Source organism: Pseudoduganella namucuonensis (genome assembly GCF_900116645.1).
Lineage (GTDB): Bacteria > Pseudomonadota > Gammaproteobacteria > Burkholderiales > Burkholderiaceae_D > Rugamonas > Rugamonas namucuonensis.
In genome coordinates, this window is the sequence record NZ_FPBO01000033.1 from 21,054 (window position 1) to 35,237 (window position 14,184).

10 protein-coding genes are annotated in these 14,184 nt (G+C 73.9%); 6 read left to right on the forward strand and 4 right to left on the reverse strand.

From position 1 onward, the window contains the following. Positions 1-30: 30 nt before the first annotated feature. Positions 31-729: a TetR/AcrR family transcriptional regulator gene (locus BM436_RS27080; RefSeq protein WP_229490775.1), complete on the reverse strand. Its 699-nt coding sequence runs from the start codon at positions 727-729 to the stop codon at positions 31-33. A 120-nt stretch (positions 730-849) separates the two neighbouring features. Then, positions 850-1,539 (reverse strand): TetR/AcrR family transcriptional regulator, encoded by a 690-nt coding sequence (locus BM436_RS27085; RefSeq protein WP_093558648.1) that lies wholly within the window; start codon positions 1,537-1,539, stop codon positions 850-852. Between the two features lie 94 nt (positions 1,540-1,633). On the opposite strand from BM436_RS27085, the gene BM436_RS27090 reads away from it, so the two are divergent. From BM436_RS27090 to BM436_RS27110, 5 genes are all read left to right on the forward strand, one after another. Beyond that, positions 1,634-2,776 (forward strand): VOC family protein, encoded by a 1,143-nt coding sequence (locus tag BM436_RS27090; protein ID WP_093558649.1) that lies wholly within the window; start codon positions 1,634-1,636, stop codon positions 2,774-2,776. 94 nt (positions 2,777-2,870) lie between these two features. Further along, positions 2,871-3,827 (forward strand): fumarylacetoacetate hydrolase family protein, encoded by a 957-nt coding sequence (locus BM436_RS27095; RefSeq protein WP_093558650.1) that lies wholly within the window; start codon positions 2,871-2,873, stop codon positions 3,825-3,827. Further along, positions 3,824-4,858 carry an alcohol dehydrogenase catalytic domain-containing protein gene (locus BM436_RS27100; RefSeq protein WP_093558651.1) on the forward strand — a complete coding sequence of 345 codons (1,035 nt, stop codon included), beginning with the start codon at positions 3,824-3,826 and terminating at the stop codon, positions 4,856-4,858. Before BM436_RS27095 ends, BM436_RS27100 begins: the two co-directional genes overlap by 4 nt. 37 nt (positions 4,859-4,895) lie before the next feature. Beyond that, positions 4,896-6,776, forward strand: a complete 1,881-nt coding sequence (locus BM436_RS27105; RefSeq protein WP_093558652.1) for an acyl-CoA synthetase — start codon at positions 4,896-4,898, stop codon at positions 6,774-6,776. Positions 6,777-6,778: 2 nt separating this feature from the next. Next, entirely contained in the window at positions 6,779-8,401 is a 1,623-nt protein-coding gene (locus BM436_RS27110; protein WP_093558653.1) for a bifunctional 3-(3-hydroxy-phenyl)propionate/3-hydroxycinnamic acid hydroxylase, read from the forward strand. Between the two features lie 47 nt (positions 8,402-8,448). Here the strand turns inward: BM436_RS27110 and BM436_RS27115 are convergent, their stop codons facing one another. Together BM436_RS27115 and BM436_RS38565 are read right to left on the reverse strand one after the other, a co-directional pair. Next, positions 8,449-9,552, reverse strand: a complete 1,104-nt coding sequence (locus tag BM436_RS27115; protein WP_093558654.1) for an HD domain-containing phosphohydrolase — start codon at positions 9,550-9,552, stop codon at positions 8,449-8,451. After that, the gene (locus BM436_RS38565) at positions 9,549-12,059 is read right to left on the reverse strand and encodes a hybrid sensor histidine kinase/response regulator (RefSeq protein ID WP_093558655.1); all 2,511 of its coding nucleotides are present in this window, start codon (positions 12,057-12,059) and stop codon (positions 9,549-9,551) included. Before BM436_RS38565 ends, BM436_RS27115 begins: the two co-directional genes overlap by 4 nt. Before the next feature lie 285 nt (positions 12,060-12,344). On the opposite strand from BM436_RS38565, the gene BM436_RS27125 reads away from it, so the two are divergent. After that, entirely contained in the window at positions 12,345-14,183 is a 1,839-nt protein-coding gene (locus BM436_RS27125; RefSeq protein WP_229490777.1) for an AI-2E family transporter, read from the forward strand. Position 14,184 lies beyond the last annotated feature (1 nt).

A 14,184-nucleotide genomic window follows, 5' to 3' on the forward strand; every position in this document is an offset into this window, starting at 1 on the left:
AGCGGTGGAGGCGGGAACGGAAGGGCGGGCTCAGGCGGCGGGCGGCGCGGCGGCGACGCGCGCCTGGGCGCGCGCCAGCAGCGAGTCCGCGGCGGGCACCAGCTTGGGCAACGGCCCGGACGCCACGCGCTGCGCGTCGGCCACGCCCATGCCCAGCGTGCGCATCAGCGCCGCCGCGATCTGGTCGGGGTAATCCTTGGGCACGCGGCCGCGCGCCATCCGGTCCAGCGCGGCCATGCCGGTGCCGGCCACGAGGTCCAGCACGATGTCGAGCGGCACGGTGGCGAACACGCCCTGCTTCTGCCCCTCCTCCAGGTCGGCCGGCAGGTAGCGGAAGGTGGCGTTGTGCTGCACCATCAGCCGCAGGCCGGCGGCCGCCAGAAAGCGCGCCAGCAGGCGGTGCGCGCGCGCCAGGTGCAGATAGCAGCGGATGGCTGTGGCCACGCGCGCCGCCGCGTCGGGCATGCCGCCGACCACCGGTTCGATCAGCTGCACCATCTCGCCGCTGAGTTCATCGCCGACGGCGGCCAGCAAGTCCTCGTTGGTGCGGAAATAGTTGTAGAACGAGCCTTGCGACACCTCGGCCGCCGCCACGACGTCGGGAATGATGCTGGCGCCGACGCCCTTGTCGGCGAAGACGATCATGGCGCTCTCTATCAGGCGTCTGCGCATGCGCTCGCGCCGCTCGGCGGCCACGCGGGGACGATGGTCGGTGGATTTGTCGGGCATAGTCGATCCGGGTCTTGGGTTGATATAGGTGTCATTTTGAGAAACGGACGTGATCATACCAGATCGACCGCGGACCGCGGCGCCGGACTGCGCGGCGACCGCCATGCCGCGGGCGCCACACTAATCCCGGCCGACACTCAACAACTGGGCGCGCCGCAACAGCGAGGACGGCGGCAACTCGAAGGCCGGCAGCGGCAGCGCCGTCAAGCGCGCGGCCTCCACCTCGTCCAGCCCCAGCGCGCGCAACATGGCGCGCGCGCTGGCGTCCGGATACGCCGGGGAGAGCGGCTCGCGCGCGGTGGAACACGCGGCGCTCAGCATCACGCCCACCAGCATGTCGGCGCCGACGCGCCAGCCGATGTCGGCGAAGCGGCGCGTCGCCACGCCCAGCCTCACGTCCCGCGCCAGGAAGCGCGCGCCCAGCAGGCCGCTGTTGGCGGCCGGGAACGGCAGGCGCGCCATGAAGCCGCCGTACAGCGGAAAGCGCCGCACCGTGTGCAGCAGCAGCCGGGTGCCGCAGGCGATGCGCTCGGCCGGGTCGTCGCAGCGCAGCACCACGGGGTCGATGGCGCGCAGCAGCTCGTCGTTGATCTCGTCGGCCACCGCCGCCAGCAATTCCTCGTTGGTACGGAAGTAGTTGTAAAACGAGCCGCGCGCCATGCCCGCGTGGGCGATGACGTCGTCGATGACGGCGCCGGCCCCTTTCTGCGCGAACACCAGCAGCGCGCTCTCCAGCAATTTGGCGCGCGTCTTCCCGCGCCGCTCGGCGGCCACGCGGGTGCGGTGGTTCGGTGTGTCTTCTGTAGTCATAGTCGTCCCTTGCTGGCATTGTACGCAAATTCCAATTGACACGCTAGTCATTATGACTGTATCGTCATTATTAAATTAGCCGATTGGAGACACGATGAAGCAACCTTCCCTGGCCGCGCTGCGCACGCCGCCGGCCCACCCGGAGAGCGCCCTGCCCGCCAGCGTCCAGAAGCTACGGCGCCCGGAGCCGCTGGTCAAGGCCCAGGCGCTGGCCTTCCTGATGTTCGAAAAGCCCGACCTGGCCGCCGCCGAGGTCTTCCTGCGGGACTTCGGCATGCTGCGCGCGTCGCACGACGACGGGCGGCTGCTGATGCGCGGCCACGGCGCCGCCCCCGCCATCTACCTGGCCCGGCGCGGTCCCCGCTCGCGCTATGTCGGCGCCGCCTTCGCGGTCGCCTCCGAGGCCCATTTGCGCCTGCTGCAGGCGGAGGCCGGGGCGCGAGCGCTGGACCCGGCCGACATTCCCGGCGGCGGCGCCGGCGTCGAGCTGGTGGACCCGGCCGGCAACGTGCTGTGGCTGGTGGCCGGCCAGCGGGCCCTCGCGCCGCTGCCGCTGCGCGCCCCCCTGCACCCGCACGCCAACAGCCTGGGCGCCGTGCGCCGCGTGAACGCCGCCGTGCGCCCACCGCTGGAGCCGGCCGCCGTGGCCAGGCTGGGCCACGTGGTGATGCAGACGGTGGACTTCGCCGGCATGGCCGACTGGTATATGCGCCACCTCGGCCTGATTCCCACCGACGTGCAGTACCTGGCCGACGGCTCGCCCAACCTGGCGTTCTTCCGCCTCGACCTGGGCGACACCCCGGCCGACCACCACAGCTTCGTGCTGGCCGGCGGCATCGAGGAGAAATACGAGCACAGCGCCTACGAGGTGGTGGACCTGGACGCCCTGGGGCAGGGCCAGAACGTGTTGCGCGCCAACGGCCACCGCCACATGTGGGGCATCGGCCGCCACGTGCTGGGCAGCCAGCTGTTCGACTACTGGTACGACCCTGACGGCATGGAGTTCGAGCACTACACCGACGGCGACATGTTCACCGCCGCCCACGAGACCCATTACGTGCCGCTGGAGCTGTCCGGCATCTGGGCCTGGGGCGACGACGTCCCCGCCTCGATGGGCGTCAAGCGCGACCTCGGCACGCTGTTCAAGGTGCTGCGCCTGCTGTGGCAGGGCCGCCTGTCGCTGGGCCGGCTCAAGCTGCTGGGCGGCGCGCTGGCCAATCCCAGGCCCTGGCTGTAGGCAGGGCCGCATTCACGCAACACCTGCGCGCGCCGCGTCCGGGCGGCGCGTTTCAACCGCATGGTTTCGACCGAATACACAAGGAGTACTTATCATGGCAATCCAAGTCGTCCACTTCCTGCACCAGGACTCCCCCGCCTGGGGCGTCGTGCACGGCCGGCGCGTCGCGCCGCTGTCGCGCCGCTACGACGGCACCGCCGGCTTCGTCGGCGAGGGGCTGGAGGAGGCCTGGGCCAGCACCCCGGCCCAGGCCTCCCTGGAGCTCGACACGCTGCATCTGCTGTCGCCGGTCAGCGCCGACCGCCAGTTCCTCTGCCAGGGCATCAACTACGCCAGCCACGTGCGCGAGTCGGGCATGGACCCGGACAAGATCGGCTTCAACACCCTGTTCACCAAGGCCTCGTCCAGCCTGGCCCCGGCGCGGGCCGACATCGTGCGCCCGTCCCACGTGCGCCTGCTCGACTACGAGGTCGAGCTGGGACTGGTGATGCGGCGCCCGGTCACCGGCCCCGTCGAGGTGACGCCGGACCGGCTGCACGAATGGCTGGCCGGCGTCACCATCGTCAACGACATCTCGGCGCGCGACGTGCAACTGCCCCAGACCCAGTTCTACAAGGGCAAGAGCTACCGCGGCTTCGGCCCCACCGGGCCCTTCCTGCTGCTGCTCACGCCGGACGAATGGCGACGCTGGCCGGAACTGCGCATGCGCCTGCTGGTCAATGGCCAGCTGCGCCAGGACGCCTATTGCGGCGACATGATCTTCAAGCCGCACCAGACGCTGACCGAGCTGTCGGCGCTGCACGATCTGCAAGCGGGCGACCTGATCGCCACCGGCACGCCTGCCGGCTGCGCGGCACGCGCGCCCGGCAAGCTGGCCATGTGGATGATGCGCCACGTGCTGTCGGACGCCACCAAGTGGCGCTTGTTCATCCAGAAGGGCCTGTCCAACCCCGCCTACCTGCAGCCCGGCGACGTCATCACGGCCGCCATCCGCAGCGACGACGGCGCGCTCGACCTGGGCGAGCAGCGCAATCGCGTGGTGGCGCCATGAGCGGCCCCGGCCTCGCCGCCGCCATCCGCCAGTTCGGCGGACCGGAGCAGTTGCACCTGCGCGAGCTGCCGCTGCCCGCGCCGGGCCGCGGCCAAATCGTGGTGCGCGTCAAGGCCGCGTCGGTCAACCCGATCGACACGCGGCGCCGCGCCGGCTACGGCCGCCGCCTGCTGTCGGTGATGGGCGCGGCGCGCCTGCCGCTGGTGCTGGGCAACGACTTCGCCGGCACCGTGTGCGCCGTGGGGCGCGGCGTCACCGCCTTCCGCGAGGGCGACGCCGTGTTCGGCGCCATGCCGCCGTCCAGCCAGGGCAGCCACGCCACCCACGTGGCGGTGGACGCCGCGCTGGCGCTGCACCAGCCGCGCGGCGTGGCGGCCGAACAGCTGGCCGCCCTGCCCTACAACTTCCTCACCGTGTCGCGCGCGCTGGCCGGCGCCGGCGTCACGCGCGGCGGCGTGCACGGGCGCGAGGTGCTGGTGCACGGCGCCTCCGGCGGCCTGGGGCTGATCGCGCTGCGCATGCTGCACGCCATGGGCGCGCGCGTCACCGCGGTGGCCGGCAAGCGGCGCGAGGCCTGCCGCCTGGCCGGCGCGGCCAGCGTGCTGGACCGCCACGCCACGCCGCTGCGCGCGCTGCCCCGCCACTTCGCCGCCACGCTGAACTTCGCCAGCTGGGACGACGAGCCCGCCGTGCTTGGCCTGCTGGCCCCCGGCGCGCTGGGCCACGCCACCACCGTCCATCCGCTGCTCGGCCGGCTCGACCGCGACGGCCTGGCCGGCGGCACGGCGGGGGCGTGGCTGGAGAAGCGGCGCATGGCGGCCCTGGCGCCGGCCGGCGCGCGCTACGCCTGGACCGTGTTCCGGCCCGACCCCGCGGCGCTGGCGCAGCTGGCCGATTTCGCGCAGCTGCAGCAACAGCAGGGACCGTCCACCGACGTGGCGCGCTTCGCGCTGGCGCGCGCGGCGGAGGCCCACCGGCACGTGGAGCTGCGGCTGCAGGGGCGCGCCATCCTGCTGCCCCACATGACCTGAACAAGCAAGCGACTTGACCACCAAACGAGGAGACATCATGCAAGACCCACCCCCCGGCGCCCCGGTGCGCACGCTGGCCGACGTGCTCGCGCTGGAAACGAACAGCTGGCAGGAACTGCTGCCGGCCGAATCCACCTACGGCCTGCTGTGCCAGGCCGCCGCCCGCCACCCGGACCGCGCGGCGCTGCGCTTCCTGCCCAGCGGCGAGGGCGACGCGCCCACCGTCGACGTCAGCTACCAGGGCCTGCTGGCGCGTGTGACGGAGGCGGCCAACGCCTTCCACGACGCCGGCATCGGCGCCGGCCAGGCCGTCGCCCTGCTGCTGCCCAACCTGCCCGAGACCCACTACGCGCTGTGGGGCGCGCAGGCGGCCGGCATCGCCGCACCGGTCAACCCGCTGCTGGACGTGGACCACATCGTCTCCATCGTCGAAGCCACCCGCGCCGAGGCGCTGGTGACGCTGGCGGACGGCGACGTCTGGCGCAAGGCCATGGCGGTGACCGAGCGCTGCCCCTCGCTGCGCACCGTGTTCGTGGTCGGCCTGGACGCGGACGGCGCCGCCGCCGCGCTGCCCGGCCCGCGCGCGGACGTGCGCGTGCTGTCGTTCGCCGCCGAGCTGGCGCGCCAGCCGGGCGGACGCCTGCTGTCGGAGCGCGCCATCGCGCCGGACGAGGTGTGCGCCTATTTCCACACCGGCGGCACCACCGGCCTGCCCAAGATCGCTCGCCACACCCACCGCAACGAGGTGTTCGTCGCCGCCAGCCTGGCCCGGCTGCAGCCGGACCGGCACGTGGTGCTGTGCGGCCTGCCGCTGTTCCACGTGAACGGCGCCATGGTCACCGGCCTGGGCGCCTTCCACGCCGGCTGGGAAGTGGTGCTGCTCACCCCGCAGGGCTACCGCGGCCCCGGCGTGCTGCCCAATTTCTGGCGGCTGGTGCAGCGCTTCGGCGCCACCACCTTCAGCGGCGTGCCCACCATCTTCGCCGCGCTGGCCGCCACGCCGCTGGACGGCGCCGACATCTCCTCGCTGCGCCAGGCCTTCTGCGGCGCCGCGCCCCTGCCGCCGGAGGTGGCGCGCCGCTTCGAGCAGGCCGCCGGCATCCCCCTGTGCGAGGGCTACGGGCTGACCGAGGCGGCCTGCATCTCCGCCGTCCAGCCGGCGGGCGTGCCGCGGCGCGAGGGCAGCGTGGGCCTGCGCCTGCCGCACCAGGCGCTCCAGGCCTGGGTGGTGGACGCCGACGGCCGCGCCGCCCGCCCCTGCGCGCCCGGCGAGGTGGGCGTGATCGGCATCTGCGGACCGAACGTGTTCCCGGGCTACCTGCGCGAGCGCGACAACCGCGGCATCTGGCTCAAGCCCGGCTGGCTGAACACCGGCGACCTGGGCTTCGTGGACGGCGACGGCTACCTGCACCTGACCGGCCGCGCCAAGGACTTGATCATCCGCGGCGGCCACAATATCGACCCGGCCCTGATCGAGGACGCGCTGCTGCGCCATCCCGACATCGCGCTGGCGGCCGCGGTCGGCCAGCCCGACGCCCACGCCGGCGAACTGCCGGTGGCCTACGTGACCCTGAAGCCGGGCGCCCGGGCCACGCCGGAGGCGCTGCAGGAGGCCGCGCGCGCGCTGGTGCCGGAACGCGCCGCCGTGCCGGTGCGGGTGGAGGTGCTGGCGCACATGCCGCTGACGGCGGTGGGCAAGGTGGCCAAGGCCGATCTGCGCCTGCTCGCCGCCGAGCATGTGCTGGGACAGCTGCTGGCCCGGAACGGCATCGGCGCCGAACTGGCCGTGCTGGCCGACGCCGCCCGCGGCACCGTGGTGCGGCTGCGCTGCCCGCCCGCCGCCGCCGGCCAGGCCCGCCACCTGCTGGCGCCCTTCCCCTACCCGGTCGACCTGTTGCCGCCGGCGGAGGGACTGTGAGCATGGACCAGACACTTCCCGCCAGCGTGGACGTGCTGCTGACCGGCATGGGTCCGGTCGGCGCCACCGCCGCCAACCTGCTGGGCCGCCTCGGCCTGCGCACCCTGGTGATCGACAAGGAGACCGGCATCTTCATGGCGCCGCGCGCCATCGTGCTGGACAACGAGGCCCTGCGCATCCTGCAGATGGCCGGGCTGGAGGAAGGCGCCTTCGCCACCCGCGCCATCGCCGAGGTGCAAATGCGCTCGCCGCTGTTCGGCGACTACGCGCGCGCCAACACCTCCGGCCAGATCGACGGCCATCCGCAACTGGTCACCTTCCACCAGCCCGAGCTCGAGCGCGTGCTGCGCGAGCGCCTGGCCCGCCACGCCTGCGTGCAGACCGCGCTGGGCGCCGAACTGGTGGACTTCACCCAGGACGAGCAAGGCGTGCGCGCCACCGTGCGCCAGGCCGACGGCGCGCTGGCCACCGTGCAGTCCCGCTTCCTGGTGGGCGCGGACGGCGCCAGCTCCTTCGTGCGCCGCCACCTCGGCCTGGGCTTCGAGGGCAAGACCTTCACCCAGGACTGGCTGGTGGTGGACGTGCGCGATCCGCCGGTGCCGCTGGACCGCATCGAATTCAGCTGCGACCCGAGCCGGCCGTCGCCGCACATGCCGGCGCCGGGCAACCGCCAGCGCTGGGAGTTCATGCTGCATCCGGGCGAGACGCGCGAGCGGATGGAGCACCCGGACATGATTCGCGCCCTGCTGGCGCCGTGGTGCGACGCGCGCGACTGCGTCATCGAGCGCACCGCCGTGTACCGCTTCCACGCCCGCCTGGTCGACCGCTTCTCGCGCGGCCGCGTGTTCCTGGCCGGCGACGCCGCCCACATCACGCCGCCCTTCGTGGGCCAGGGCCTGGTGGCCGGCCTGCGCGACGTGGCCAACCTGTGCTGGAAGCTGGCCTGGGTGGCGCAGGGCCGCGCGCCGCTGTCCATGCTCGACAGCTACGACGCCGAGCGCCGCCCGCACGCGCGCGCCATCATCAACATGGCGCGCCAGATGGGCGCCCTGGTGATGCCGCGCAACCGCGCCACGGCGCTGCTGGTGCACGGGTTGATGAACCTGCTGCACCGTTTCCCCCTGACCCGCCCCGTGTTCGAGGAGCTCAAGTTCAAGCCGTCCAACCGCTTCCGCCGCGGCCTGTTCCAGCGCGGCCGCGGCGGCGCGCGCCTGGCGCGCGGCGCGCCGCTGCCGCAAGGCTGGCTGCGCGAGGCCATCGGCGCGCCCGCCCTGCCCAGCGACGAGCGCCTGGCCGGCGCCCTGAGCCTGGTCGGCTTCGGCTGCGACCCGGCGGCGCGCCTGGACCCGTCGCTGCTGGCGGCGTGGCGCGCGGCCGGCGGCCAGACCGTGGCGCTGCGCCACCGCGGCCAGGCCGGCCTGGCCGCCGGCGCGCTGGAGGACATGAGCGACACCCTGGTGCCCGGCGCCGCGCCGGTGGGCTGGGTGGCCGCCGTGCGCCCCGACTGCGTGGTGCTGCACGACGGCCCGCTGGCCGGCGTGGACGCCATGGTGCGCGAAACGCTGGCCCTGCTGGGCCGGACGGCCCCGGCCGCCGCGCCGCTGGCGCACGCGCTGACAGGCTGAGGCTGGCAGCGCGTGCGCCAGCGCGTGCTTCACGCGGCCGCGCCTGATCAAGCCGCTTTGAGGGCCTCCGCCCGCTCGTCGGCCAGGCTGAGCGCGACCCGCTCGCAGGCCGGCAGCACGCGCAGGAAGGCGTCCACCACGGCCGGATCGAAGTGGGCGCCGCGGCCGCGCACGATGAACTCGGCCGCCTGCGCGGCCGTCATCGGCTCCTTGTAGGGGCGGCGCGCCATCAGCGCGTCGAACACGTCGGCCACCGCCATCAGGCGCGCCGCCAGCGGGATCGCCTCCCCGGCCAGGCCGCGCGGGTAGCCCGAACCGTCCCATTTCTCGTGGTGGCCGCCGGCGATCTCCATCGCCAGCGCCAGGAACTTGCCGCGCGTGCCCATCTGGCGCCCGGCGCGCGCCAGGATGTCGTGGCCGCGCTGGGCGTGGGTCTGCATCACGGTCCACTCGTGCGGCTCGAACTTGCCCGGCTTGAGCAGGATGTGGTCGGGGATGGCGATCTTGCCGATGTCGTGCAGCGGCGCCGACTTGGCCATCAGCGCGATGGTGGCCGGGGTCAGCTCGTCGGCGTAATCGGGCAGGCGCGCCAGCTCGCAGGCCAGCAGGCGCACGAATTCCGAGGTGCGGCGCACGTGGTTGCCGGTGTTCTCGTCGCGGAACTCGGCCAGCGACACCATCACGTCGATGGCCGCGTCCTGCAACTGGCCGATCTCCGCCAGGCCCTCGCTGACGCGCCGCTGCAGGTGGTCCTGCCAGTCCTTCAGCGCCAGTTGCGCGCGCACGCGCGCCGCCACGATGGGCGGGCTGATGGGCTTGTGGATGAAGTCGACGGCGCCCAGCGCCAGGCCGCGCGCCTCGTCCTCAAGCGACGTCCGCGCCGTCAGGAACAGCACCGGCACGCGCGCCAGCCGCGCGTCGGCCTTCAGGCGGCGGCACACCTCGTAGCCGTCCAGCCCCGGCATCATCACATCGAGCAGCACCAGGTCGGGCGCCTCGGCCTGGGCCAGCGCCAGCGCCTTGTGGCCGCTGTTGGCCAGCTGCAGGCGATACTCGCCCCCCAGCAGGCTGGCCAGCAGGCTGAGGTTGGCGGGGGTGTCGTCCACCACCAGCACGGTGGGGCGCGGGGTCTGGATGGGAAAGGCGGTCATGGGGTCGGCTCCTGTTGCGGCGTGGCGGCGGTCAGCACGGCCAGCGCCTGGTCAAAGTCAAATTGGTCGAGCGCGCCGGCCAGGCGGCGCGCGGCGGCGCGGCCCAGCAGGCGGGTCGCCTCGGCCTGGCAGGCCGGCCACAGCGCCAGCGCGTCGCCGTCGCAGTCGGCCAGCAGGCGGCGCAGGCGGTCCAGCCAGTCGTGGGGCGGGTCCTGGGGCGCCTGCCGCGCATGCGCGGCCGATTCGGTTTGCGGCGCGGGCGGCTTGCCGGCCGCTCGGCGACGGGCGGCAGGCTCCGCCCGCGACGCGAGCGGGCCTGGCCCGGCCGACGCGGGCACGGGCGGGGACAACGGCGCCATCCCGGGCAAGGCCGCCAGCGCCCGGCGCAGGCCGGCCGGCTGCAGCGGCTTGGCCAGGCAGGCCAGCAGGCCGAGACCGGCGCTCTCCTCCTCGGCCAGCGCCGGATCGCCCACCGTCAGCGCCACCACCGGCGGCGGCGCCGAGCCTGCGGCGGCCAGGCTAGCCAGCCAGGCCGCGCAATCCCCCGGCGGCAGATCCCAGTCCAGCAGCATCAGCGTGTAGGGGCGGCCCCATTGCCGCGCGGCCTCCAGGCGGGCCCGCGCGGCGCCCAGGCTGGCCACCACGTCGACGGCGCCGTCGACACCCGCGGCGCGCAGCAGGTTCTGCGAGGCCAGCCGGGTGGCAGCCAAGTCGTCGACCACCAGCACGCGCAGCGCCGCCATGCCCTGCGCCGCCACCTCGGGCGCCGGGGCCGTCGGCGAGCCGGTTTGCGGGCTGGTTTGCAGGCCGGCGGGTGCGCCCGCGGGCGGCGCCGGCGCGCGGCCCAGTCGCAAGGCCACCGTGAAGCGCGAACCCTCGCCCGGCGCGCTGTCGGCCCACACCCGCCCGCCCATCATGCCCACCAGCTTGTGCGAAATGGCCAGGCCCAGGCCCGTGCCGCCGTACTTGCGCGTGGTCGAACCGTCGGCCTGGCTGAATTCCTGGAACAAGCGTTCACGCTGCGCCCGGTCCATGCCGATGCCGGTGTCGCGCACGCCGATGCGCAGCGCCACGCTGTCGGCGTCGCGCCGCTCCACCTGCACCGCCAGGCGCACGCTGCCACGCTCGGTGAATTTCACCGCGTTCGACAGCAGGTTGGTCAGCACCTGCCCCAGGCGCAGCGCGTCGCCCACCAGCATGGCGCCGCCGGCCACCAGTTCGCGGTCGCCCAGGTCCAGCACCAGTTCCAGTTCCTTTTCCTGGGCCCGCGGCTGCACCAGGGCCAGCGCGTCGGCCAGCACCCGCTCCAGGCGGAACGGCGCCGGCGCCAGTTCCATCTTGCCCGCCTCCGCTTTCGAGAAATCGAGGATGTCGTTGATCAAGGCCAGCAGCGCCGTGGCGGCCTGCTGCATCCGCGACACGTAGCCATGCTGGCGCGGCGGCAGCCCGCTTTGCAGGGCCAGGTAGGCCATGCCGATGATGGCGTTCATGGGGGTGCGGATCTCGTGGCTCATATTGGCCAGGAACATGGACTTGGCGCGGCTGGCGTCGTCGGCGTCCTGGCGCGCCCGTTCCAGCGCGCGCTGCGCGGCGGCGCGCCGGCGCAAGTCCTGCTCGATGGCGCCGGCCATGCCGTTGTAGGCGCCGCCCAGCGCCGCCAGTTCCTCCACGCCGAACGAATCGTCCAGTTCAGCGGACGCGCCATGCCCGCCGACACGCGCGCTGTAGTCGCCCGCCGCCAGCGCGGCCGCCGCGCGCGACAGGACGCGGATCGGCCGCAGCACTTGGCGCCGCAGCACCCACGCCGCCGTCAGCACCAGCGCCAGACCGCCCAGCAGGCAGGCCAGCAAGGCGCTGACCAGATGGTCGAGCCGCTGCTGCGCGGCGCGCAGTTGGGCGTGGGTGCGGCTGTCGGCGGCGCCATCCAGCGCCACCAGCGCGTGGGCCAGCTCGGCCTGCAGGCGGTTGTACCGGTCGCCGTGCACCAAGGCGCCCGCCAGTTCCAGGCGCGGCGCGCCATGGCCGCCGGCCGCGTCGAAGGCCTGGCCCTCGATACGCTGCAGGGCGGCCGTGGCGGCCTGCACCCGCGCCAGCGCGCGGAATTCCTCCGCGCCGAAGCCGAGCGCGCGCATGCGCGCCACGATGGACAGCCTGGCGCCGCCCGGCGGCGGCCGGTGCGCGCGCAGGCCGGCGATCACGTCCTTCCAGTAAGTGGCGGGCTCGAACGGCGCGGGCGGCGCCAGTTCGCCGGCGCGGATGGCCAGGATGTCGGCGTAATAGGCCAGGTAGCGCGGCTGCCCGCTGGCCGCGAAGGCGCGCACCAGGCTGGCCAGCTGCTCGGCCTCCCGCTGCAGGCCGCTGGTCAGCGCATGGGCCTGCCGCCGCTGCTCCTGGGCGCGCACGGTCTCGCCATGCGCCCGCAGGATCAGCGCCAGCAGCGCGGCGTTGAGCGCCAGCGACAGCAGCGCGACGGCGGAGAAGCCCATCGTGACGCGGCGCAGCCTCATGGCGCGCGCCGCCGGAGACGGGTTGGCCGGGCCAGGCGCGCCCCGCGGGCCGCCTGCCGCCCGGGCCGAAACGGCGCCAGGCCGGAGCGGGCCTGGAGTTCTATGGGTGATGGCATGACAGTAGCTCTCGATACGATGGCGGCGCCGGCATGGCGGCCGCCAGATGAAATTGATTATAACGTCATTATGACATTAGTGTCAATTTACATCGGACAGGATCAATCCGCCTTGCATGATGACACAAATGTCATTATGATGAAGTCCCCTCACCTACCGGTTCCGACTGTGGCCATACTCCCCAGCCCCCAACCCATCGCCCGCCTGCAGGCGGGCTCCATCCTCGGCGCCGGCTGCCTGTTGACCGCGCTCCACTTCGGCCGTCCCGTGCTGCAGCCCATCGCGCTGGCCGCCATCCTGAGCCTGGTGGCGGCGCCCCTGATCCGCGCCCTCTGCCGGCTCGGCCTGCGGCGGCTGCCCGCGATGGTGGCGGTGCTGCTGCTGAGCGGCGCCTGCCTGGCCGGCGCCGGTCTCGTGCTGGCTTTCCAACTGGTGGCCGTGAGCGCCGAGCTGCCCCAGTACCGCGCCGCCATCCAGCGCAAGGCGGAAACGCTGCGCGCAGCGGTGGAGCGTCCCTTCGCGCACGTGCAGGCCGGACTGGACGCGGTCGCCCCGCTGGCGCCGGCCGCCGCCCCGCCCGCGCCAGCGGCGCAAGCCGCCGCGCCGGCCCCGCCCACCGCGCCCACCGCGCCCGCCGCGCTGGCCAAGCTGGCCGGGCTGGCCTGGGGGCCGCTGGGCGAGACGGGCCTGGTGCTGGTGCTGCTGATGTTCATCCTGCTCGAGCACGAGTCCCTGCAGGACCGCCTGATCCGCCTCGCCGGACAGGCCGAGGTGAGCCGCACCGTGCGCGCGCTGGCCGACGCCGCGCGCGGCGTGTCGCGCTTTTTCTTTTGCCAGTTCATCGTCAACACCGTCTTCGGCGCGGCCATGGGCCTGGCGCTGTGGGCCGCCGGCCTGCCCCACGCGGCGCTGTGGGGCGCGCTGTGCGGCGTGCTGCGCTTCGTCCCCTACGTGGGCGCGCTGGCCGCCGGCGCGGCGATCGCCTGCTTCGCCGCCGCCGTCGATCCCGGCTGGAGCCTGACCCTGTCCTGCCTGGCGATGTTCGGCGCGCTCGAACTGGTGGTCGCGCACCTGGTCGAACCGAAGGTGTATGGATTGAGCACGGGCCTGTCGCCCCTGGCGGTGGTGGTCTCGGCGCTGTTCTGGGGCACGCTGTGGGGCCCGGCGGGTCTACTGATCTCGACGCCGCTGACGGTTTGCCTGGTGGTCGCCGGCCGCCACGTCGGCGCGCTGGAACCGCTGGCCATCCTGTTCGGCCAGGCGCCCGACGTGACGGCCGCGCAGCGCTTCTTCCAGCGCGGGCTGTCGGGCGAGACCGGCGCCATCCTGCGCGACGCCGCCGCCATGCTGCGGCGCGCCAGTTTCGCGCGCTATTGCGACCAGATCCTGTTGCCCGGCCTGGCGCTGGCCAGCAGCGAGCTGCGGCTCGGGCTGATCGACGGGGCGCAGCGCGAGCACCTGCGCCGCGCCGTGGCGGAAGTGGCGGAAACGCTGGCGCCCAGCGGCGCGGCGCCGGTCCGCCGCCGGCGCCACGTGTCGCTGCTGGACGCCAACGTGGGCGCCCACCTGCGGCGGCTGAGGGAGGCGCGCCTGGGCCGCTGGCAAGGCCCGCTCGACGTGCCGCAGCGCTCCATCGTGCTATGCGCCGGGCTGGCGTCGGAACGCGACGAGCTGGTGGGCGAACTGCTGGCGCGCGCCCTGCGCGAGGCCGGCGTCGACGCGCGCAGCGTCGCCCTGCCCCTGCCGCACACGGAGCACGACGCGGGCAAGGCGGCCCTGGTGTCCACCGTCTTCGTTCCCTACCCGCTGGCGGAGGAGCTCGAAACGTGGCGGCGGGCCGTCGCCGCCCTGCGCGTGCTGCTGCCGGGCGCCCTGCTGGCGACCATCCGCCTGCCCGGCGACGAGGCGGCCGGACCGGCGCCGGCCATCCTGTCGGCGGCGGACATGGACCTGCGCTCCTTCGAGGAATGCGTGGCCTTCGTCGCGCCGCGGCGCACGGCCGGTTGAA

Coding starts and splice junctions, on each gene's coding strand:
- BM436_RS27110 (WP_093558653.1), top strand. CDS start 6,779: ATGGACCAGACACTTCCCGCCAGCGTGGACGTGCTGCTGACCGGCATG.
- BM436_RS27080 (WP_229490775.1), bottom strand. CDS start 729: ATGCCCGACAAATCCACCGACCATCGTCCCCGCGTGGCCGCCGAGCGG.
- BM436_RS27100 (WP_093558651.1), top strand. CDS start 3,824: ATGAGCGGCCCCGGCCTCGCCGCCGCCATCCGCCAGTTCGGCGGACCG.
- BM436_RS38565 (WP_093558655.1), bottom strand. CDS start 12,059: ATGAGGCTGCGCCGCGTCACGATGGGCTTCTCCGCCGTCGCGCTGCTG.
- BM436_RS27095 (WP_093558650.1), top strand. CDS start 2,871: ATGGCAATCCAAGTCGTCCACTTCCTGCACCAGGACTCCCCCGCCTGG.
- BM436_RS27085 (WP_093558648.1), bottom strand. CDS start 1,539: ATGACTACAGAAGACACACCGAACCACCGCACCCGCGTGGCCGCCGAG.
- BM436_RS27115 (WP_093558654.1), bottom strand. CDS start 9,552: ATGACCGCCTTTCCCATCCAGACCCCGCGCCCCACCGTGCTGGTGGTG.
- BM436_RS27090 (WP_093558649.1), top strand. CDS start 1,634: ATGAAGCAACCTTCCCTGGCCGCGCTGCGCACGCCGCCGGCCCACCCG.
- BM436_RS27105 (WP_093558652.1), top strand. CDS start 4,896: ATGCAAGACCCACCCCCCGGCGCCCCGGTGCGCACGCTGGCCGACGTG.